The following is a 21,179-nucleotide window of genomic DNA, read 5'->3' as shown; positions in this document are numbered from 1 at the left end:
AAAATATATAGCCTAAAATGCCTGCCCCCATACCTTCATCACTTTCAATACTGCTGGACCTACAGCGACAATAAAAAACGACGGCCAAATACAGAGCATCATGGGGAAAATCATTTTTACTGCTAGTTTTGCCGCTTGCTCCTCCGCTTCTTGTAATCGCTTATTCCTATATTCATCAGAAAAGACTCTTAGCGTTTCCGCAATACCGGTACCGAGACGAATACTCTGTGAAATCGCAGAATTAAGTCCTTTAATATCCTCAAGTCCTGTTCTCTCTGTAAACTCCGATAAAGCCACTTTGACCGTTAGTCCTGCCCTAACCTTACTACACACAAGATCTAATTCGCTGGCAAGACAGGGGTGACTTATTGCAAGTTCATTGGCAACTCTTTGTATAGCCGCTAATAAGCCAAGTCCTGCTTCACAACAAACAACCAACAGGTCTAAGGCATCAGGAAAGCCTCTCCTCAACATCTTCATACGTCTATTCGCTAACGTTTGTAAGGCCATGGATGGCAACAGAAATGCCCCTCCCATCAAGAAAGCGATCACATAAGCCGTCATCATGCTGGATAGTTCTGGAAAATAGCTCAACACAACAACAGATAAACCAGCTCCTATCAAGATTAAGATCAATCTAATCGAGCTAAACACAGCCAAGGCATTTTCTGAATGCAAGCCTGCATGGATCAATAAGCGTCGTGTTTCATCATTAGAAAAATTAATTGGCAATTTTCTAGCAACATGGCTTATCCCATGCTCCAGAGTGGAATTCACATCATCTTCGAAGCCAGCAGTTAAAGGAGACTTTTCTTTATTGATGTGCTTGAGTCGCTTTCTAAGAGGCGAATAAACGCCACTAATAAGAAATGAAATGGCAATGGCTAACGTGACACCTGCAATAGCAGCCACACCATAAATTCCCCACTTAATATTTTCCGGGTTATCGAAAAGAGTGCCGAACAATCCAATTAAATAGTCCATAATTACACATCTATTTTAATTAACTTGCTGATCCACCAGCCACCTATCGTCATTCCGATGGCTCCCCACATCAATAATTTTTGCCCCTGTTCGGTGCCTGTTAATTCGCCTACATAGGAAGGGGTTTGTAAATATATAACAGCAAAAAGGACAAAAGGTAACAAGATTAAGATCCATGCAGATAGCCGTCCCTCAGCTGAGAGCGTTCTCACTCTGCGCCTGAATGTAAACCTTTCTCTAATTACCCTAGATAGATTACCGATATTTTCAGCTAAATTACCCCCAGTTTCTTTTTGCACCATAACCGCACTGGCAAAGGCCATAGAAGATATACTGGGAACACGTTCAATAAACCCTAGTAATGCCCGCTTGGTATCTTTTGTGTAATTAATATTGGCAAACATGAGTTTAAACTCTTTGGCTATCGGACCATCTAGCTCTTCAGTTGCCAATTTTATGGCATCAGAAAATGAATACCCCGCTTGCAATGCTCTTCGTATCACATCCAACGCATCAGGAAAACTGGCTTCTATGGCATCCATGCGCTTGTTGGTATCCCTATTGAGTTTGAAATTGAACATCATCACAGTAAGGCCAAAAAGAAAGAAACTAAGGATGGGTTCATGGATAAAAATCCAGGAAACTAAAGCTACAATGATGGCACTGATTAAGGTTAATAGCAGAAAGTGATGACCCATTATTTTGTAATCGGCAAGTTCAAGTCTATAACTGAGGTTCTCAATAAACTCTATTTTTTCGAGAGTTCTACCAATACTAGTGACATTCTTCAACCTACTTGTTCTCAGTAGTGAAGTTTCGTATGCTGAGTCACTAGCTCTCTCTGCCAGTTTTTTAAGTCTCTTACGTACAAGGGCTGTATTGGCTCTTTGAGGGCTATAAACTGGTAAAAATAAAGCCTGTGAGAGTAAGATCACGGCCAAAAAAATCAAACCGAGAAAAATCATCTCATTAGAAAACATAGTCACGTCCTTTAGAAATCAGCAAATGGATCGCCGCTATTGAACAGTTCATAGGGAAGATCAATACCATGTTGTTTAAGCTTACTGTGAAAACCTGGGATCACACCTGTAGAGTTGAACTTACCAATAATATCGCCATTTTGATCTCGTCCTTCTCTGACAAAATGAAAAATCTCAGACATGGTTATAATGTCCCCCTCCATACCGTTAATCTCTTGAATGCTAGTTATCCGTCGTCCTCCATCTTCTAAACGTTCCAGTTGAACCACAAGATCGATTGCCGATGCAATTTGGGTTCTGATATTGCTTACAGGCATATCAAATCCAGCCATACACACCATATACTCTAACCTGCCAAGGGCATCCCGTGGGCTGTTAGCGTGTAACGTGGTTAATGAACCTTCATGACCTGTATTCATCGCAGTTAACATGTCCAGAGCCTCACCACCGCGGACCTCACCGATCACTATTCTATCCGGTCGCATACGTAGACAGTTTTTAACTAGGTCTCGTTGAGTAATTTCGCCTCTCCCCTCTATATTGGCAGGCCGAGTTTCCAAGCGTACAGTATGGGGTTGCTGTAACTGAAGCTCTGCTGAATCTTCTATAGTCACAATCCGTTCATCGCTTGGAATATAACCTGATAGCATATTGAGCAAGGTCGTTTTTCCACTACCGGTACCACCTGACACCAAAATATTGAGCTTACCGGCTACAGAACCTCTCAAAAGCTCTACCATTTCATGGGTAACTGAGCCATAACTAATAAGCTGTTCGGCATTGAGTTTATCTACGGCAAAACGCCTTATAGATAATGCTGGACCATCGAGAGCTAAGGGGGGAATGATGGCATTGACACGTGAACCATCTTCCAGCCTGGCGTCAACCATAGGTGATGACTCATCAATTCTTCTACCAACACTGGATACAATTCGGTCAATAATATTCAATAGGTGTGTGTTATTGTGAAACTTGATAGGCACGGGCTCGAGTTTACCTCTTCGTTCGACATATACACGGTCAAATGAGTTAACCAGAATATCTGAAATGGTTGCATCTGCCAGCAAGGTCTCTAAGGGACCTAGGCCTAAAACTTCATCGATGATCAACTGAATTAATCTTTGCCTTGAACTTAGGTTGATGGGAATATGCAGATCGTTAATTAACTTCTCACCAATTTCAATGATCTGTTGTTTTGCTTGGTCTTTAGAGATAGTTTCTATCAGGGATAAATCCATCACATCGAGTAACTTATTATAAAGCTCCTCTTTGATTTGTTGTTCCTCTGGTGACAGAGGTTTAAACTCTAATATCTCAGTATGTTGAGTTATGCTCATGTTATTTTCCTAATAGCCTATTCCAAAATCCTTTTGGGTCATTAACGACACTGCTTTTGGGGAAGAAATAATCAGTCACGGCTACAAAATCAACTAGCATCTGCTCACGTTTGGCAACGTCTGTAATGGGAGTACCAAGGTCTATACACTGGCTCGACAGCTTAAAATCGTTGGCAACAACAAAAAGAGAACTTATTCCTGTTGTCTCTTTAATATCTTTCAGTGTGATTCCCGAACTCGTTTTCTGATAACGGTTAACCAATATGTGAATTTTATTTTTGTTTATACCCATAAAATTGATTAGCTGGTTAACGACTGCTCTTGTTTCCCGAATACTCATCACATTTTGTTGCATCACCAATAAAATATCAGCATTAGTCAACATATCAGCGTTCCATACTTCAGGTCCACGAGACAAATCGATAATCACCTGATCATAATACTGTCTACACTTAAGCAGTAACTCATTAGTATTCCTAAGATCTATATGCCCGGGAGCATTAAGCACCGCAAAAGGCTCCGCTGCCAATAAGTGAAGATTTCCTCGGTTAGTCATCGCCCCTCTCAATGCGACTTCATCTAATGAATCTAGTTCTTGTATCGCCTCAGTGATAAAGTAGCTAGGCTCTAAACCAAGCATATGAGCTAACGTTCCTTGTAATAAGTCGGTATCAAGAAGAGCCACCTCCCCTTTATCTCTTGCTGCAATCACGGCTAAACTCGTCGCAACAAAGCTGGCACCGGAGCCTCCTTTTCCGTTTACCACGGCTAACACAGGCGCTAAATTGGCTTTTCCGGCCAATTTCTTCGCAATTTTGTCCAAAGATTGCAACAATACATTTTCATCACCATCAACCGGAATGAAATCACTTACCCCTTGCTGAAATGCCAGCCTCAATACGCTTTGAGGGGTATCTTGACCTAGAATGATGATATCCACATGATAAGTCGCTGCCAATTTTAATGCTTGTACTGCTTGAGACTCTTCATTAGGCAATACAAGCAGTATCAAATTAAATGGACGGGCATTAGGTTTATGACTAACGAATGGATTTAGGGTATTGATACTCTGCCACGATAAGTTAAGGCAATTATCAAGTCTGGCTTCAATGTTATCAATGGACTGATTTTGACTGTTAATCACCAGAGCATGAACTGGATAAGGTAAAATACTATTAGTTATTTGCATGGCATCATGGATAATGTTTGTGCGCGAGTGTGAATCTGTCTCTGTGTTATCTCTGTTAGACACAAGTAACTCCAGTGGCTTATCCATTCCGTTATCCTTCCCAGATAAAAATCCTTATATTGACTATAGTAAGGATTTGAGAGAAGCAGATGAATTAATTACAATCTATGTAGCCACTTCCTGGGTCTTCATCATCGACGTGATATACACCTAGACTCTCTCTTGGAAGATAAGTAGAAAAAGTGGGAGAGCTGATGGCCCGAGACATTCCAGGGACTAAAAACTGATGTTGATAGTTCGAGATGTCGGCTCTCACCATGGCAATATTTGTCCCCGTTGCAGCATTACCTAGTTCGTCAAGATAACTGATGCTTAAATTCGCAGTAGTTAAATTAGGAATAAGGTCTGCCCCATAGAATAGCGCCATATGGCCAATATCAGTATCAGAGACTTGGCACACAACCGCTATTCTCGCAGCACGTCTAGAAGCTTCATGGAGCACATTATAGGTATACATTAAACGGCCCACTTCAATGATCGCGAATAACAGAATCAGGAAAAATCCCCCCACAAGAGCAAACTCTACGGCATATACTCCCTTTTGAAATCTCATAATGCCCTAATCGTATAGCTAGCTTGCATATTGAAACTTAAATCAGTGCTAGCTTGTTCACCTAAACCAAAGTGTGACGCCCCCTCACCAAACAAGGGTTGCCAATCATAATCAACGGTGATGGTGACACTGTCCGTTGAGGGAATGACTGTTATATTCACATTCGATGTCGATAAGCCATTGAGTTGAGGCACTGTCCCTCCAATAAAACCATAAACTAGAATGTCTTTTGTGTTTGAGATACAGTTTTGGCAACTACTGTCATTTAAAGGGTCTGGCACACTCCCTGTCGTATTGGGAATCGCGGTCGTTGAAAGGTATCGTCCCGCGTCTCTAACCATGCGAGTCAAATGACTGTATTGAAACAGTGCACGGCCAATCTCTCCTGTGGTAAAGGCTAATAACAACAGCAAAGGTAGCATTATGCTAAACTCAACTGCCGCTACGCCTCTATTGCTACTCTTCATGATCTTCACCTATGAGTCTGGACTATCGGGGTCGCGATAAAGGACAATTGTCGATGTATTACTCACAAACCCAGGCTCCAATGAAGCCGCTCCTGAGCTGGAGCAAACACTCACAAATTCACCAATAACATGTGCTTCATTGCCTTTTTGTGAGATATCTTGAGATAAGAAGAAACATCCAATGCCTAGGGCCTCAATCGTATTAGCACCATTTGTCATACCATCACAAATACCGATCACAATAGGCAATTCTCTTCTACCTCCAGCTGATATGGAGGTATCATTTGAAATACCTCCAGTGTCACAATTAAGTATATCGCCAGCGGCATATTCAAGATGGCTATATTCGACAGCAGATCCGGTAAAGGGAACGATTACCCCATCATTGTCGACCTCGACTCTGTCACCTTGGCAATTATTAAAATCTCTTGGGTGATCATCTGAGTTCACTCCACCTCCCTGCCATTTTCCGAAGCGAGTATTTAAACCTTGAACCACTGGGCCGACAGTATTACCTGGCTCTGTCGGAACATCATCGCCTCTGCTTACACAAGAGCCTGGTGTATACTCACCCGCTAATGCACGCCTAATATCCGCCCCTCCTGAGGCGCCATCTAAACGTAATAATTGAAAGTTACCAGGACCTATGGCATGCCCTTGATTTGATCCGGTTTTCATCACATATAATTCGTCAATCGGGAGGCCAAAAGGCATTGAATCATCAATAAGATTTGGAAAGTTTGGTTCATCGTATCCAGCACAAACCATCATTGGAACGACTTTATTTAGACACTCAATATCAGTACTTTTTCCTGCAACAGCCGATGCTCTAACGACTTTATTGAAATTCATAATCTGAGCGATAAAGTTATCTAAGCCTACATTCTCAATTCGTACTCGCACATATTGTGCGTTTTCATCAAGTACTGGTATAAATGGGTCTGGCCATAGAGAAAACTCAATAAAAATATTTGAAGTGACTTGGGTGGCATTATAATCAGCTGAAGATTGAGAAACGCTCGTATTTAGATCGGCATTTTCACTGAACTGAAAGTTTTGTATAAGCATGGATGTTGCAGCTTCTCTTGCTTCAAAGAGGCTACCTCCATCCTGAATGATTTTTGCCCCATAGAGGGCTGAGGAGTCTGCGGCATTTTGTAATCTACCTTTATCCAGTAACATATGCCCGCTATCTAGGGCTAATGCTGCCACCGTCAACAAAGCAAAAATACCAATAGTAAACATCACGAGTATAGAGCCAGTTTGATGCATGTTAAGATGCATAGAACATGGTCTACATTCATTTCTTGCAGATTTCATCTGCTTGCCTTTTATCCTCCGACTTACGAGGAATGTTAAACTACACCTTGTTGAAGCCATCCTTAACCAGAGCGGTGTAACTTACTAAAAAATTATGTTTAAATATATGAGCGAATTTTTTATCTCACATTTTTATCTTTTATTACCTCATATAAGTTTAGTCAACTTTCACGGCTATGTGTCCTCGAGCATGCTTAGGAGGATAATTACTTTCTCGATAAGCTTTCATCACTCTTTCTCCATATTGACCATCTAGCGTACCCACTATTCCTTCATTACGTTCTGGAGCCCCCATATCTAATATCTGTAACTGCTTCACCTGCTGATAACTCTGATCCATGGGAAAATCATTGAGTTCAGCACATCCCAGCAAACTAATGCATAGTCCAATCAACACACAGCTCAATTTCATTATCGATTTGTTATTTTTGTCATAAAAACCCATTGTCACAGTCTCCAACTTTAAAGTGAATGGCCATACTTTTGTTTTGTACCACTATCATCAAGCTTAGCCTCACTCTCTACAGCCTCATAAGGTGTTTGATGTTTATCTGATTTGCTCTTCTTCTGTGACATTTTACCTAACAGATAAAACTCAATATCTGAAGGCGATACGAAATCATCGGTTGGTAAAGAGATATGTTTACGATTAAATGGCCTAACTAAGCGAGGTGTCACTAAAATCACCAATTCACTCTGACCACTCTTAAAGCTCTTACTGGTAAATAATTGACCGAGAATAGGAATATCACCAAGGCCAGGCAGTTTATCGATATTTTCTCGGAGCGTATCACTAATTAATCCACTTATCGCTATAGTTTGCCCATCAGCTAATTCTACCGTTGTCGATGTTGTACGCTTTACAATAGATGGTACAACAAGAGCAGCATTTGATCCTCCTCCCGATAGCGTCACTGCATTGGCGTTACTCACTTCACTGACCATGACATTAAGGCTAAGGTTTATCTGGCCAGAGTCCAACACTGAAGGCACGAATCGAACACCGACACCAAAGTCACGATATTGGATGGTAGTTGAGCCGTTCGTTCCAGGGACTGGTATGGGAAATTCCCCGCCAGATAAAAACTCTGCAGATTGGCCGCTCATCGCGGTTACATTGGGCTCAGCCAGTACTTTAGCTAACCCATTTTGTTTCGCAACATCAAGGGCAAAATTCATCAATAAGTTATCATTTATATATCGAGCAAAAAATCCCCGGTTACCGATAGCTGCCGCAGGGTTAAGATCAAACGAACCGCCACCACCAGCCGCACCACCAGAAAAATTATCACCTTGACTGAATATAAAAAACTTAGAATCAAACTGTTTAGCGACTTCTCTCTGCACTTCTGCAATGACAACTTCCAACATAACTTGATGATCCCCACCTACAGTCATCATGTTCAATACCGTACTTTTTACTTTTGAAACTGACGCAGCAGCAGCATAGGCTTTCGCAAGTTCAACAGCAGTATTCATCTTATGTAAATTTGATGCTTGGCCACTGATAAGAAGCTGACCTTGAGAAGTTTGCACTCCTAGCTTCTCGGAAGGTAAAAATTCATGCAACCTAGTCTTTAATCCATTGAGGTCATGGGTGATTTCTATATCAATGACATCTGCAAGCTGTTCATTTTTATCCCAAATCATGATGTTAGTACTGCCTAACTTTTTACCAAGTACATAAAGTTCATTGTTTGGCAGTAACTTAATATCCCCTATTTTCGGGTTACCTACAGACACTCGATGCACTGCATGACCTATTTTAAATACACGTGATTTAAATATTGGGATCTTTTTAATCTCTCTATCGGCACCTACTGGGCCACCGGCATAGCTTGAGAGAGAAATAAAATACAAAAAGAATATGCAAGTTGCTAGCCTAGCCATTTGAAGTATTGAACGTGCCATGGTGCACTCCTATACGTTATTTGTGAGGAACCCACTAACACCTGATGCTAATTACTGACCTTAATAACCTGCTCTTTCATCCCTTTGAGCAGATACACCTTAACTTTAGATTCTGATGAAACATAACCGGTTTCCTTAGGTGGTATCACTACATTACTTACAGGTGACGCCTCCTGATTTTCATTGATTAAAGCAAGTTCAACCACAGCTGAGTCATTGGGGTTTCTTAGTGCCAATTGCAATTTGCCACGCCCCTTGGCTATCATCAGAACTTCTGCTTGCTCTAGATTCAATTCAAGAGTGACCGCTCTTACTAGCTTAGGTTTATTTTCATCATTAGAGGAACGTTGATCTATCGCTAATATCTTCACATTCGCTAGCACTACATCTGTTTGCAACCGTCCATGTCTTTTAAACAGGTTTAACACATCGACGCGATTCCCCGGCAGTAGGAAACCTGCCACTCCTACCACATCATTAACCCTAATTGTCACCGCGCGCATTTGAGGTGAGATAAGACTTGCTAAAGTACTGCCTTCACCTTTCTTTGTTAACCTTTCACTACGAAGAATCTCACCAACATAAAGGTTTTGCTTAACAACCATACCTTCGGCTGCTTCAAATGTAGTAACAGCGGTTTCAGGTATTATCGCATTTGGCATAGCTGTTTGTTTTAGATGTTTGCGTTCAAGGATGGCACCTAAGGGAACTACTGTGGCCATAGTGATCACACTCGTAGAAGCTTGCGGCGTGTTGGCTTCTGTATTCGATTTAAGCCAACTTTGTGCTAAAAAAACAGCTGTAACACCAAACACTAATGAAAGAATCACAAATAGCAGTGTTTTATTGTTCATCAAAAGCTCCTTAGATGCTTATTGAGATCAACGAGATTATGATTACGACACAAAATATATTGACCAGGCTTCAACAATCAATGACTTCGTCACCTCTGATTTTAGCTGCATGAAGCTTATTTGGTCCGACATGATCCCCAACAGATCTCTTGGGTAACAGGGAATTAATGGCTTCTCAAACAACGCATGAAAATCTGTAAGCAAGTATTGAAACATCTCTTCACTACACCTAAGCCCTTTCTCCTCACACACCTGAAACCAAATCTTCCTATAAAGAGGTTCATCTAATGCATCAAAATGAATCTTGTAACCTAACCTTCTTAAAAATGCATCATCGACAAGTTCGTTAGGATTTAGATTAGTAGAGAAAAGCAAAATAAGCTCAAAAGGTATCTCAAAATGTTCACCTGATTGCAGTGAAAGAAAATCTCGTCGCTCCTCCATTGGAATAATCCAACGATTAAACAACTGCTTAGCACTAATTTTTTGACGCCCTAAATCATCGAGAAGTAAGATGCCATTGTTTGCTTTTAACTGAATGGGTGCCATATAAGTTCTACTATGGCTGTCAAATTGAACTTCCAGCATATCTGCGTTCAACTCTCCGCCCGTAATCCTCAATGGTCGCTTACATTTTATCCAACGCGGGTCATGACCACGGACCAAGTCTAACTGACTATTTAAATCCGTTTCACCAACTTTATGATGAAGTTGGGGATCATAAACTTGAATAATTTCATTACCTATTGAAATAGCGTATGGAATTAACACTGAGTCACCTAGGGTTAAATTCAAATTTCGACAGAGATAGCTCTTACCTGTGCCTGGTGGTCCATAAATAAGAACAGGTCGACTTGAATTTAGGGCTGGACCTATTTTGTGTAGGAGCTCATTAGGTAATACTAATGACTTTAGCCCATTCTGAAGCATCTCAAATGTTATCGAATTTCGTCGGCTAGATTGCTTGCAACAAATTTCTGAGTATTGAGATATAGGGATCGGGACTAATCCTTTATAACCACTCTTTGCCGATGCTTGTTTAGCAAACTCCTCTCCACCATGACTCAATGCATAGCGCATCTGTCCATCTGATGTTGATTGACGATTTTCAACCCAAGCCAGCTGTTTTGCACTATCAAGAAGCCCTTGTATTATCCCTCCGGTGATCCCCATATAAGACACAAGTTCAGCTTTAGTTAGTACCCCACCAGAAAGCAGATGTTTTAGTATTAACTCAAGTAAAACCGATTCATGGATACCTGTTTGTTCGATTGTTTTAGGGCGAGGGGCTAATTGGTCGCTATCTAGCTCATCTATCGTAGGAAGTGTTTGCGTTTCGTCTGTACTAAGTTTCAACATAGTCACACTCCCCAAAGACTTATATATTGATTCCAGTTAAAGAAAAGTTCTAAAATATTACTGTCGAGTGAACAAGCCCATACCCAACCAATAGCAAGTGCAGGTGCATAAGGTACTTTCTCACCAGCAGCTTCACCAGCTTCTGGTTTAAAATAACTTTGAAGATAAATACAATCCCAATATCGTTTAAATGTTTTCCCTAAACCAATGAAGCCTGTTTTCCAAATGATTAATATTAAACTGGTTCCTGCACCAGCAACAATGCCATAAACGATACTTGAGAATAATAATTCAGGTCCCATTAAAGCACCAATTCCCATCATTAACTTTATGTCTCCAGCCCCTAATATTCTAAATAAAAATGTAGGGAAAAGAATAACAAAGGCAAGGCCAAAACCAAAACTTGCCATCAATATCCCTGCTAATTGTGCGTAATAAGCATTAATTGCAAATCCACAGAAAATAGCAAGTAAACAAAGTTTATTGGGAATTTTTTCTTGATAAAGGTCCATAATAATCGCTGAGGTAAAGAAGAGACCCGAGAGTAAAAGCTGAAGTGTTAGTTGAGTATCTGTCATAACCCGCCACCATGGACATAATCACAAAGGAACAGAGTTAGAAAACTTACCCATATCCATATGGGCAATTCTTAATATCAAAGAATGAGTTTCTAAGAGCCTGTACAGTCACTACTCGCACCTGTTACTGCGGAGGCCAAACAATTCAATTTGGCTGTAGCATTTGAACCTAGTTGATTGAACGCAGCGATCATGCCGCCTACAACCAAGCCACCGGCGATAGCATATTCCACGGCAGTTAATCCACTTTCATCTTCGATAAATTCTGTTAGTAATTGTTTAATGTTCATGGGTGTTTCTCCTAATTATACTGTCGGCACATGGCCAAAGACTTTTCATAGAACTTTAGATATGTGGCGATCTCTAACTATATTGTTTGCATGACCGTCACTTATTCCATCTGCCTTAAGTGCTCACTTACATTTAAACATAAACATTTAAAGCTAACTTAAAAGTAGCAAACACTAGCTGTTCACTCTATGTGGAAAAAATAACTGATCCAGTGTTTAATATTAAGAGTCGTGATTTATATAGCCGTTAATAAAGAGAAAAGAGCTCAATAGATAAAGAGAATCTGAAATCTACATTGACAAGATTGCCAGGTCAAAAAAAACACATTTAAAACACTGGGTTAGATATACATAGTCATTTATTGAATGTAAAAATAGAGTTTTAGTTTATTTTGAAATTAAGTAAAAATAGACCAATAAATTAATCAATTTCCAATGTGATTTCATCTAAAGATAAAGCAATTCGTAAGCAGAGCCTGTATTGTAAGCGACATGAACAAAGAGAGTTGATAAAGCTATAGAGGGTATAGATTAAAAAAGTGCACCGACTATCGCTACGCATCAACCACAGAATAAATCAACGCGAAAGAGATAAATAGTTTGTAGTGTTTTTAAGTTAGATAAAATTCATCTCTTTCAGATAATATGAGTCTAGTCGTTAAATCATATTAATACAGCTTTAATAGCCCAGCTTACTATTCAGCTAGGTCACAGGCTCTCATTTATACATGCGTCACCCAAGCATAACCTAGCCTCTCAAGAATTTTATAAATATTACTTATCTCATAACTCACACCAAAGTTATCAGATATATAACTTTGAATTTCACTGCCATGTAATTTTTCCTTATCATAGCTTGCAGATCTATGTTTTATATACACAGATAATTGTTTTAATTGTTCAGCCGTTAAAGAAGCCGGCCTGCCAGAGTGTTTCTTATCCTTAAGTCCTTCTAATCCATGAGTTAAATAATTACTGACCCATTTATTCACACTGGTACGACTAACTTTGAGGTAATCTGAGATCTGGTATCTTGATTTTCCTTCATGGAAATGTAAAAGCGCTAGGAGCTTTAACCTCATCCTGGCATTTTTTTCCTGCCTGATCAGTTTCATAAAGTCAGGATTATCATAACTGTCATTCATCATATGCGGAGATCCTATCTAAACCATAGATATCAGGTCTAAGCTGTAATTTACCAAGCTCATCGACCCAGATTGTGTGATAAGTGATATATACAGGTGTGGGACTGATTATAGAATAATAGTGCGTCAGAGTTCCTTTCGCGGCTCTTGCAACATCTGCGGCTCTAACATCTGATCGCATCAAGTAATCCGAAAGACCCTTAGGATCTGACAATCTGATACAACCATGACTCATGGCTCTTATACGTTTAGAAAAAAGAAATTTCGATGGTGTGTCATGCAAATAAATAGAGTGATTATTAGGTATAGAGAAACGGTACTTACCAAGGGCATTTTTAGGACCTGGAGCTTGAACCAGCTGATATTCTGACAATAAATACAGTATCGAAGAACTACTAATATCGACCAAGTCAAGAGAGGTGTTTGCCCCATATTTTCGTAATTCAAATTTTTGTCGGTTTAAATATCCAGGCTGATTTTCATCCAAAGGGAGCAGTTCCTTACTCACAATACTCCAGGGAGGTGTCCAGCTAGGGTTGATAGTTAAACGAGTTAAGGAAGAAGTGATAATAGGTGTTGGTGTCTGCGGCTTACCAACTATCACTTTCATATCCAATACCTTGTCGCCTTGGTCCAATAGTTGTAATTGGTAACCAGGGATATTTATCCAAACAAATCGTTCAGGCAAGGCTTTCGGTAAATTGAACCAGCGCCATAAATTTAACTGCATTTGAACTATTCTCGTTTCCGGTTTAATACTCAAGCTTTCTGCCGTTTGAGTATCGAGCTGACCATTAACTTCGAGTCCATGGCGCACTTGAAATGATTTAATCCCTAATACTATATCTGGATCATATATCGACGTTCTTTGTTTTAGTTCAGGTTTAACGCTTAAATCTCCAAGCTCAATTAGCATTCCTCTTAGTGTCGAGATTTTATCTGAGCTCTGGCCGAGCCGGAACTCCGATTGCTCTATATTAGGCCAAGGTTTGTGAGTCAATTTTTTATATTTCCTTATCATTCCTCTTAATTTTGAGACTTCATCATAAAGAGGTAAAACTTGTTCAATAAAATTAGATAACCTATGGTTTATAACCGCTTGTGTGAATTTGTTTTCTAAGTTTACATTTGTATTCAGGCTTAACCTTGAGACTCTATCTAAAAGATAGAGACAAGCTCGGGTATAAGCTCTATCTCGTTCGATCTTACTCATTTTTGTCCGATCAACTTGTTCAACAACTAGAAACTTTTCAAGACCTATTCCTAGATCTTCTAATAATTGCGCCAATGAAAGGCCATCTAAACTTAAACCATAGGAGTCAAACCAAATTAACTCCTGGCCGTTAAGCTCATAAATAAGCTCCACTTCTTGAGTATCTAACAAATTTGATGCTAGAGAGTTACCATCAGAAAAAGAGGGAATAGGAATGATGAATAAACAGAATAATAAGCTGATCAAAAATATTTTATTTTTCATTTTATCCCTCCTCGACACATTATCTGGTGGACTTGTCATTCAAAGAGTTTCCTGAAACATTAACAATCACTTATTCAATTGTTTAATATAGATTTATTTAATTAAAAATTAGATGGTTAATCATACTTACTTAAATCTGCCTGCCTGCTCAGTCTCTTAATATTTAGTACATAACCTAACCAATGACAAACTTTAGGCTAACACTTCAGTACAGTATTTTTATCTAAAGATCATTCGAAATACCTAAATTACAACTATACTTTTGGTAGGTTAATTGACTCGACGTATCAAGTTGACTGAAAACGTCAACTTTGAATAGAATGAATGCTCAGGTAGAAAAATATGACCAAGAATGCTGAGATGCTCACACAAGCCAGCTTATCCCTAATGGTTTTCATTTTACTCATGTCGAACCTTGTACCAGCTTGGAATGTTTATCAATCAAGGATGTCTATCAAAACAGATGCTCCATCGGGTTCGAGCCTAGCCGAACGTTATCTTATTCTTGGAGACTGGCCTGCAGAATCAGAGCTTTCAAGTGTGATAAGAGACAATGATAAATTCATCGTGACCTCTGCAAAGATAAATACAAACTCTGGTTCAACATCAGGCATCGATAGCAATGCCGATATGCAGTAATTGCCCTACTCTACTCAGTAGGTTAAAGGTAACTTAGACTAGTAGGGGTAGATATGGAGGTTGGAACACGTTTGGAACCTAAAAAGATATCCATGATAAGGACTTTTTGGCGAACGAATGCACTCATGTTGCTGTTTCTCGTTGCCTTATATAATTTTAAATTATTCATTCAGTACTTTTCTTCATTTTCTCTTGCAGAAGTCATGACCCACGTAAGAAGTGAAGACCTTTACAGTCAAGGTTTATTGTTAGACCTCACTCAGTTTATTTTTTTCGTGATACTTTTTCACCTTCTCTGGTCATTCATCATCACCTTTTCATGTAAACCTTGGTTTCGATTGATTGCTCATGAAGGAATACGAACACAAATTTGGTTAGTTATTGTCATACTCCACCTAACAGCAATACTTGCTGCCAATGCCTACTTTTATCCTACGTCATTATTAGGCTTTTTCAGGGGGACGCCTCTGGCATCCTCATTCGGAATAACGCTTGTGTCCTTATTGCTGGTATCACAATTTATATGGGCCATCTATGATGATTTTGGACCTAAAGTATTGGCTTGCGCTATGCTGGGTACGGGAATGATTATATCTATAATGAGTTATTCTCCGGAACGAGTCTATGCTTTGAATGATAACAATAATCCTAATGTGTTTATCATAGGAATAGATGGATTGCGGCCTGATCATCTCGAATATAGAAACAGTGAAAACCAGTTTACTCCCCATATAGATGGATTTATAAAAAAGTCTCAGGTTTATACAAATACATATAGCCCGCTCGGTCGTACCTATGTGGCTTGGATGAGTATTCTTTCGGGGTTGTACCCCAAGAGTCATGGAGCACGATTTAACCTCGCCCCCCCAGAACTCATCGATAAAGACATCCCTTTAATCCGCGAACTGAATGAAGAAGGCTACAAAACCACCTACGCAATTGACGAAAGACGGTTTAATCAAATTGATGAAGCCTATGGCTTTGATGAGATAGTAGGTCCTAAAGTCGGGGCTGCTGATGCCATAATTTCAAGCATGGCAGACTTTCCTCTAATCAACTTGCTTTCAAATACCCCAATGGCCTCAACACTTTTTCCATACCTTTATATGAATAGAGGTTACGGAAAAGGCTATTCTCCAATACATTTTAATCAGGAAGTGCTTGCTAGCCTATCGACCAAGCGGCCCAATTTCTTAGCAGTTCATTTTTGCCAACTACACTGGCCTTTTACTTCTAAAGATTTCATCGATGTAAACAAAGCCCACTGGGAAGGAAACTATAACCATTTTATGTATCAAGCCCTACTATCAAAAGTAGATGAGCAGGTGAATGCATTGCTTACAGATCTAAATGAAGGAGGGTTTCTCGACAATGCTATTGTCTATCTTATTTCAGATCATGGTGAAGGGTTCATGTTAAAGAGAGATGTTATCAGCAGCCAATCAACACAAGAGGGAACCACACTGTCCCCTAATTCTTGGGGCCATGGAACCAATGTTATGAGCCAGGAACAAACAAATGTATTGATGGCTTACCGCAGGTTTAACTCGTCTATTGATAATCAAACACCACAACAGATTAAAGGCACTTTCTCGTTAGTAGACATTGCTCCTAGCCTTTTTAATGAACTGAACTTAGCACTGCAGGCCACAGATAAGCCATTTGATGGTACAGTCCTGACAAAATCCATGCCAAGCATAACGGAACGAACCGTATTTGTAGAATCTTCTGTTCCTTTTCGATCCATTAATGCCAGTTTTATAGACGAAAACAAAGTCATGTCAGAAACGGCATCTAATTATGAAGTAAGAGAAAATGGTAGAGCAGTATTGATCCCAACAGCTTATAAAGAGATGGTGGCAAAGAAACAAAGATCTGTATATTACAAACAATGGCAGCTAGCATTTATACCTAGCTATGATGAGCTTGTTTTAATCGACACAGACAATAAAAAATGGCATAACCTATCGGAATATGCGGGAGAAGCCCCATGGAAGAAGATGCTAGCTAGCATATGTGACCACTATGAAGGCGATCCAGGATTCGACCCAAAGAAAGCATGTCAACAAGTCCTTTCAGCTTCAAAATAATACTATTTTCTTATTATTAATTAATCCCAATCGATGTAATACCTAATTAAATCTAAGCGATGATCTTAACAGATAGGGGTATCCATGAGGGTTACTTGTCGTTAAGCGGTTTATGCTCTTCTTTGAGAAAGCCCAAGATAAGCTACATACCCCGCCTGTACCGACTTCTAGTTTAACCCTTCCTTCTTGTCGGGTTAAAATAGTGCCATCCTCCACCCACTGGTCATCGAGTTTACAAGGCTTACCCCGAGTGTTGTTCATCCGGTAAGCACCACTTAAGATCAGGTACGAGTCACGCTGATTAAAAGTTGAAAAACCTGGGGCCATCACTTGTGGCGCAACGATAATATAGTGGTCGAACAATGCTTGCTTATCTCGCTGGAGTAACCAATGTGGCAACCTATAATTAAGAATAATCAACACAGGTTTAGCCTCTTTAATCTCTTGCCAGAGATCATAATCACCACGGAAGTATTGAGATAACCTGATCTTAGAAGTACGCCAATGAAAGGTAGAAGGCCTGAATAGGCCTATCCCTTCATAGGCAAAAACGGCCTGTTCCTCTTCTGTGTTTCCTAGAATAAACTCATTGAGAGCAGCCTGGTGACTGAGGCGATCAGTTGAAGCATAAGTGTAAAAATGAAATATAGAGAGAGTTAAGTAAGCGGCTCCAAGGAGGATAGACACAGAATAAAATAAGTCAGTTGCATTAACTAAAAGGTTATATAGCTCTTGCAGCGTTATTGCGACTAAGATCAACAGTAAGGGGTACAAGCTAATCAAGTTATAAGCGAAATAATGCGGATTTAGCGCTACAGATGCCAAGGCCAGCAGTAATAAATAGCATACAGTGAACCTTTGCTTGGTGCTAAATCTATTTATTTTCACCACAAACAACATGGCTCCGATTAAGCCAAAGATCCAAAAAAGGGCATCTTGAATGAATGCTTGCTTTAAAATATCAAACTTAAGTCCTGATACAGAAATGTCACCATTTATCGAGCTTGTCATCAGCTTAGCGGTAACCACAACATATCCTTGTATTACGGAGTCAAATCCTAACATCCAAGCATAAGAGATAATCACTAGCCCCACACCCAGCAAGAGGTAGGCTATAGCCCCAATCAGAACCCTTATATTTCTACGCTCGATTATCATCTCTTGTATGAAGAACAGCGCCAGAGGCAAGACGATAATAATGGACTTAAATTTGAATAGAAATGCCAGGCCTATGAGTACACCCACATAAGTGATCTTAACCGGTGACAGGATGGCGGTCTTCCCGCTAAAAATAATGATAATTTGTAGCCAAATAAGGAGAATAAACAGATCGGGCCTGAGATCTAACCCCCTTAGGTACATTGGTGTACAGATCAATAAAAAAATCACGGCAATGAAAGAGACACGCTTACTGACAACTATCTGCAACAGATAAGACAGCTGACAGGATATAAGTAATATCATCAACAACATAATCGCCCTGAACAGGAATATCAATTCAAACTTAGGTTCGAGCAAAGTAGCGATAGATGTCAGGAGGTCGAACAATAAGGTGTAACTATCTATATTAAAATCAACTCCACCTACATGGCCAATACTCATTCTCCAGATGGTGTACAGAGCCATATAGTCATCGTTTATCATGGCTGAATTAAGCAGAACACACAGATAAAGAAAAATGACCACAAAGAGTGAGCTCAGCCTCAGACTATATAGCAATCCAGCCTTATTCATTTTTCTGAACCTGCCTTATTCATTTTTAAAGACGACCTTAGCCAATCAAATGAGCACTAGCCTAGTAGCCATTCCGTATTATGGATTTTTCTGAAACAACCACACTCGCTTGGTCATCCATCGCTTTGGCCAATAACCTTCTAACCAGATGAAAAAGGATAGGATGGGTTGCGGCATAAAATTATAAAAAAAACTTGGTAATATCAGCAGACTCTTGATCCCTAAGATAGAAAAGTCATGGTTGTGAGCGAGTTGCTGTATGCTTTGCTCACTATTGGTATACAGTTGACCTCCCAGTTTGGTAGAAAATACTTGGGTCCAAGTTCTCGGCGACCAACTGAGCGTATCAGCAATAAGAAATCCTCCCGGACAAATGATCCTCGAGTACTCTTTAAACACTCGATCTTGGGTGTCGCTATGAAATAAAAAACGGCTGGATAACAAGCAGGAGAATGCCTCGTTATCGAAGGAAGTACGATAGATATCTTGTTTAGTAAAATGAATTTTTTGATCTCTATACTTAATCCGACATAGTGATAACATGGCATCGGAATAATCCGCAGCGCACAGATGATCGAATTTAAACCCGAGGAGATTGACTAACATTCTTCCCGTACCCGTAGGAATATCTAATAGCGATTTTTTATTTTTCACTCGTTCAAGAAAGCCTATGATGGCTAATGATTCACTCAAGTGCACGTACTGCCCACCCACTTTATTAAACCTTAAATCATCGTACTCCTGAACAGTCTCTTCATCGCTATAAAACGCTTTTTTTTGCTCTTTTATGGTTTTGATCTTACCGTTCTCCTTTAGTTTCGATGTCTGTCACAAACAAACTTAGACCAAGTAGTTCACGGAAATCCTGTACCAACACTCGCTAACACAAAACTAGTCTGTTTTTCTCTTCTGTAAGCCTAGATTAAAAACCAGAGAGTGGGACAAAACATAGACCAGAGGAAACCGTAAAACCACCACACAAGCTTGGGCTATATAGGCACTAAAGAACATAAATTCAATCAAAATATGCAGCACTGCCATGCCAAACAAGATGGCAACCGTACTGAGCAATATAAATTTAAACAGCCCCTTTGTGGTTCTCATCACAGAAAATGTATAAGCCGCATTCAGCCAATAGCTAACAGATGCCCCCAGAGCATAAGACATCACAGAGGCCAATAAGTAATGGCAGCCTGCATATACAAGTACAGAGAAAAAACCATAGCTTATCAAGGTATTCACTACCCCAACCAAAGCAAACTTAGCCATCATTGTCTTGATCTATATTCTTGGTATACCGGATCCAATACAAGGGTCTAGATTGCCCCTGTTCGTATATTCGACCAATATAGGCACCGAGCAAGGCGATAAAAAAGAGTAACACTCCGGTGAATAAGACCTGAAAGAAAATGATTGATGTCCAGCCCTCTATCGCTGTCCCGAAAACAAAACGGCTAAACATGGCCTTAATCAGATATATAAAGCCAAGAGACCACATTAAACTCGATACAATAAACATCAACCTTATGGGAAACTGAGAAAAATTTAACATGGCATCGACTGCTAAATTGGTCATTTTAAGCAAGGTATATTTAGTTTCCCCTCCATAACGAGCACAACGTTCATACTGAATAATCGTTTGTTCAAATCCAACTAATACGAACAGCCCACGTAAAAACTTATGTTTCTCTCTGAACCTAATTATTGTTAGTCTAACTGGTTTAGTAAATGCTCTGAAGTCCCCACAATCTTTGATTATTTTCACTTTAGATGTATGTTTAATGATCTGGTAAAACAGTTTAGCTGAGATAAGCTTAAAGGGAGTCTCACCCCTTCTCGATTTACGTTGTGCATGGACAACATCAAAGCCAAGATCGATTTTAGCCAAAAATTCAGATAAGAGTTCCGGCGGATCCTGAAGGTCTATATCTAAGGTCACATTGATATCACCTGAAGCACTTTCTATACCTGCAAAAAGCGCCGTTTGATGGCCGACGTTAGATGCCAGATGAATCACTTTCAAACGTGGGTCGCTCTGAGCTAGCCTGTCTAATATGGCCAGACTCTGATCGACACTGGCATCATCGACAACCACAAACTCAAACTCATACTCTTTATACTTTTCAGCGACGGAGCATATCCTCCGGTAGTACTGTTCTATCACTGAGTCTTCGTTGTAACAAGGCGCTATCAGGCTGATTATCCGCATCGT

The 21,179-nt window shown here is 39.9% G+C and carries 21 protein-coding genes; 2 read left to right on the top strand and 19 right to left on the bottom strand.

Annotation, left to right across the window (positions count from 1 at the left end; all coding sequences use genetic code 11):
* Positions 1-12: 12 nt before the first annotated feature.
* From sps_RS03680 to sps_RS03610, 15 genes are all read right to left on the bottom strand, one after another.
* The gene (locus sps_RS03680) at positions 13-984 is read right to left on the bottom strand and encodes a type II secretion system F family protein (RefSeq protein WP_077751291.1); all 972 of its coding nucleotides are present in this window, start codon (positions 982-984) and stop codon (positions 13-15) included.
* 2 nt (positions 985-986) lie between these two features.
* Entirely contained in the window at positions 987-1,964 is a 978-nt protein-coding gene (locus sps_RS03675; RefSeq protein WP_077751290.1) for a type II secretion system F family protein, read from the bottom strand.
* 11 nt (positions 1,965-1,975) lie between these two features.
* Positions 1,976-3,301: a CpaF family protein gene (locus sps_RS03670; RefSeq protein ID WP_077751289.1), complete on the bottom strand. Its 1,326-nt coding sequence runs from the start codon at positions 3,299-3,301 to the stop codon at positions 1,976-1,978.
* 1 nt (position 3,302) lies between these two features.
* Positions 3,303-4,577: a CpaE/TadZ family protein gene (locus sps_RS03665; protein WP_077751288.1), complete on the bottom strand. Its 1,275-nt coding sequence runs from the start codon at positions 4,575-4,577 to the stop codon at positions 3,303-3,305.
* 67 nt (positions 4,578-4,644) lie between these two features.
* Positions 4,645-5,103 (bottom strand): TadE/TadG family type IV pilus assembly protein, encoded by a 459-nt coding sequence (locus sps_RS03660; RefSeq protein WP_077751287.1) that lies wholly within the window; start codon positions 5,101-5,103, stop codon positions 4,645-4,647.
* The gene (locus tag sps_RS03655; RefSeq protein WP_077751286.1) at positions 5,100-5,570 is read right to left on the bottom strand and encodes a TadE/TadG family type IV pilus assembly protein; all 471 of its coding nucleotides are present in this window, start codon (positions 5,568-5,570) and stop codon (positions 5,100-5,102) included. The genes sps_RS03660 and sps_RS03655 overlap by 4 nt, the downstream gene beginning before the upstream one ends.
* 9 nt (positions 5,571-5,579) lie before the next feature.
* The gene (locus sps_RS03650; protein WP_077751285.1) at positions 5,580-6,890 is read right to left on the bottom strand and encodes a Tad domain-containing protein; all 1,311 of its coding nucleotides are present in this window, start codon (positions 6,888-6,890) and stop codon (positions 5,580-5,582) included.
* A 157-nt stretch (positions 6,891-7,047) separates the two neighbouring features.
* Positions 7,048-7,335, bottom strand: a complete 288-nt coding sequence (locus sps_RS03645) for a hypothetical protein (RefSeq protein WP_237157983.1) — start codon at positions 7,333-7,335, stop codon at positions 7,048-7,050.
* A 17-nt stretch (positions 7,336-7,352) separates the two neighbouring features.
* The gene (locus sps_RS03640; protein WP_077751284.1) at positions 7,353-8,801 is read right to left on the bottom strand and encodes a type II and III secretion system protein family protein; all 1,449 of its coding nucleotides are present in this window, start codon (positions 8,799-8,801) and stop codon (positions 7,353-7,355) included.
* A 47-nt stretch (positions 8,802-8,848) separates the two neighbouring features.
* A complete protein-coding gene (gene cpaB, locus sps_RS03635; RefSeq protein WP_077751283.1) occupies positions 8,849-9,655 on the bottom strand; it encodes a Flp pilus assembly protein CpaB in 807 nt (268 codons plus the stop codon).
* A 42-nt stretch (positions 9,656-9,697) separates the two neighbouring features.
* A complete protein-coding gene (locus sps_RS03630) occupies positions 9,698-11,014 on the bottom strand; it encodes an ATP-binding protein (protein WP_077751282.1) in 1,317 nt (438 codons plus the stop codon).
* Positions 11,015-11,016: 2 nt separating this feature from the next.
* Positions 11,017-11,592 (bottom strand): A24 family peptidase, encoded by a 576-nt coding sequence (locus tag sps_RS03625; protein WP_077751281.1) that lies wholly within the window; start codon positions 11,590-11,592, stop codon positions 11,017-11,019.
* A 92-nt stretch (positions 11,593-11,684) separates the two neighbouring features.
* Positions 11,685-11,882 (bottom strand): Flp family type IVb pilin, encoded by a 198-nt coding sequence (locus tag sps_RS03620; RefSeq protein WP_077751280.1) that lies wholly within the window; start codon positions 11,880-11,882, stop codon positions 11,685-11,687.
* A 722-nt stretch (positions 11,883-12,604) separates the two neighbouring features.
* Positions 12,605-13,030 carry a helix-turn-helix domain-containing protein gene (locus tag sps_RS03615; RefSeq protein WP_077751279.1) on the bottom strand — a complete coding sequence of 142 codons (426 nt, stop codon included), beginning with the start codon at positions 13,028-13,030 and terminating at the stop codon, positions 12,605-12,607.
* Complete coding sequence (locus sps_RS03610) at positions 13,020-14,504, bottom strand: L,D-transpeptidase family protein (RefSeq protein WP_169915670.1); 1,485 nt, start codon at positions 14,502-14,504, stop codon at positions 13,020-13,022. The genes sps_RS03615 and sps_RS03610 overlap by 11 nt, the downstream gene beginning before the upstream one ends.
* 342 nt (positions 14,505-14,846) lie before the next feature.
* Here sps_RS03610 and sps_RS03605 point away from each other — a divergent pair, with 342 nt between their 5' ends.
* Positions 14,847-15,143 carry a hypothetical protein gene (locus sps_RS03605; RefSeq protein WP_237157982.1) on the top strand — a complete coding sequence of 99 codons (297 nt, stop codon included), beginning with the start codon at positions 14,847-14,849 and terminating at the stop codon, positions 15,141-15,143.
* Positions 15,144-15,196: 53 nt separating this feature from the next.
* Positions 15,197-17,233: a sulfatase-like hydrolase/transferase gene (locus sps_RS03600; RefSeq protein WP_077751277.1), complete on the top strand. Its 2,037-nt coding sequence runs from the start codon at positions 15,197-15,199 to the stop codon at positions 17,231-17,233.
* Between the two features lie 42 nt (positions 17,234-17,275).
* Here the strand turns inward: sps_RS03600 and sps_RS03595 are convergent, their stop codons facing one another.
* From sps_RS03595 to sps_RS03580, 4 genes are all read right to left on the bottom strand, one after another.
* Positions 17,276-18,967: a hypothetical protein gene (locus tag sps_RS03595; protein ID WP_077751276.1), complete on the bottom strand. Its 1,692-nt coding sequence runs from the start codon at positions 18,965-18,967 to the stop codon at positions 17,276-17,278.
* A gap of 78 nt (positions 18,968-19,045) precedes the next feature.
* A complete protein-coding gene (locus tag sps_RS03590; protein ID WP_218919626.1) occupies positions 19,046-19,681 on the bottom strand; it encodes a class I SAM-dependent methyltransferase in 636 nt (211 codons plus the stop codon).
* A gap of 177 nt (positions 19,682-19,858) precedes the next feature.
* Entirely contained in the window at positions 19,859-20,239 is a 381-nt protein-coding gene (locus tag sps_RS03585) for a GtrA family protein (RefSeq protein WP_077751274.1), read from the bottom strand.
* A complete protein-coding gene (locus tag sps_RS03580) occupies positions 20,229-21,176 on the bottom strand; it encodes a glycosyltransferase family 2 protein (protein ID WP_077751273.1) in 948 nt (315 codons plus the stop codon). The genes sps_RS03585 and sps_RS03580 overlap by 11 nt, the downstream gene beginning before the upstream one ends.
* Positions 21,177-21,179: the final 3 nt, after the last annotated feature.

The organism is Shewanella psychrophila, assembly GCF_002005305.1.
Classification (GTDB): Bacteria; Pseudomonadota; Gammaproteobacteria; order Enterobacterales; family Shewanellaceae; genus Shewanella; species Shewanella psychrophila.
The sequence above is the reverse complement of the archived record's forward strand: the minus strand, read 5'-3'. Positions and strand labels throughout refer to the sequence as shown.

What these genes read in the sequence shown, in the direction of transcription:
- sps_RS03655 (WP_077751286.1), bottom strand. Translation starts at nt 5,570, where the DNA reads ATGAAGAGTAGCAATAGAGGCGTAGCGGCAGTTGAGTTTAGCATAATG.
- sps_RS03665 (WP_077751288.1), bottom strand. Translation starts at nt 4,577, where the DNA reads ATGGATAAGCCACTGGAGTTACTTGTGTCTAACAGAGATAACACAGAG.
- sps_RS03625 (WP_077751281.1), bottom strand. Translation starts at nt 11,592, where the DNA reads ATGACAGATACTCAACTAACACTTCAGCTTTTACTCTCGGGTCTCTTC.
- sps_RS03610 (WP_169915670.1), bottom strand. Translation starts at nt 14,504, where the DNA reads ATGAAAAATAAAATATTTTTGATCAGCTTATTATTCTGTTTATTCATC.
- sps_RS03580 (WP_077751273.1), bottom strand. Translation starts at nt 21,176, where the DNA reads ATGCGGATAATCAGCCTGATAGCGCCTTGTTACAACGAAGACTCAGTG.
- sps_RS03650 (WP_077751285.1), bottom strand. Translation starts at nt 6,890, where the DNA reads ATGAAATCTGCAAGAAATGAATGTAGACCATGTTCTATGCATCTTAAC.
- sps_RS03600 (WP_077751277.1), top strand. Translation starts at nt 15,197, where the DNA reads ATGGAGGTTGGAACACGTTTGGAACCTAAAAAGATATCCATGATAAGG.
- sps_RS03670 (WP_077751289.1), bottom strand. Translation starts at nt 3,301, where the DNA reads ATGAGCATAACTCAACATACTGAGATATTAGAGTTTAAACCTCTGTCA.
- sps_RS03645 (WP_237157983.1), bottom strand. Translation starts at nt 7,335, where the DNA reads ATGGGTTTTTATGACAAAAATAACAAATCGATAATGAAATTGAGCTGT.
- sps_RS03620 (WP_077751280.1), bottom strand. Translation starts at nt 11,882, where the DNA reads ATGAACATTAAACAATTACTAACAGAATTTATCGAAGATGAAAGTGGA.
- sps_RS03595 (WP_077751276.1), bottom strand. Translation starts at nt 18,967, where the DNA reads ATGAATAAGGCTGGATTGCTATATAGTCTGAGGCTGAGCTCACTCTTT.
- sps_RS03605 (WP_237157982.1), top strand. Translation starts at nt 14,847, where the DNA reads ATGACCAAGAATGCTGAGATGCTCACACAAGCCAGCTTATCCCTAATG.
- cpaB (WP_077751283.1), bottom strand. Translation starts at nt 9,655, where the DNA reads ATGAACAATAAAACACTGCTATTTGTGATTCTTTCATTAGTGTTTGGT.
- sps_RS03615 (WP_077751279.1), bottom strand. Translation starts at nt 13,030, where the DNA reads ATGATGAATGACAGTTATGATAATCCTGACTTTATGAAACTGATCAGG.
- sps_RS03680 (WP_077751291.1), bottom strand. Translation starts at nt 984, where the DNA reads ATGGACTATTTAATTGGATTGTTCGGCACTCTTTTCGATAACCCGGAA.
- sps_RS03640 (WP_077751284.1), bottom strand. Translation starts at nt 8,801, where the DNA reads ATGGCACGTTCAATACTTCAAATGGCTAGGCTAGCAACTTGCATATTC.
- sps_RS03675 (WP_077751290.1), bottom strand. Translation starts at nt 1,964, where the DNA reads ATGTTTTCTAATGAGATGATTTTTCTCGGTTTGATTTTTTTGGCCGTG.
- sps_RS03660 (WP_077751287.1), bottom strand. Translation starts at nt 5,103, where the DNA reads ATGAGATTTCAAAAGGGAGTATATGCCGTAGAGTTTGCTCTTGTGGGG.
- sps_RS03585 (WP_077751274.1), bottom strand. Translation starts at nt 20,239, where the DNA reads ATGATGGCTAAGTTTGCTTTGGTTGGGGTAGTGAATACCTTGATAAGC.
- sps_RS03630 (WP_077751282.1), bottom strand. Translation starts at nt 11,014, where the DNA reads ATGTTGAAACTTAGTACAGACGAAACGCAAACACTTCCTACGATAGAT.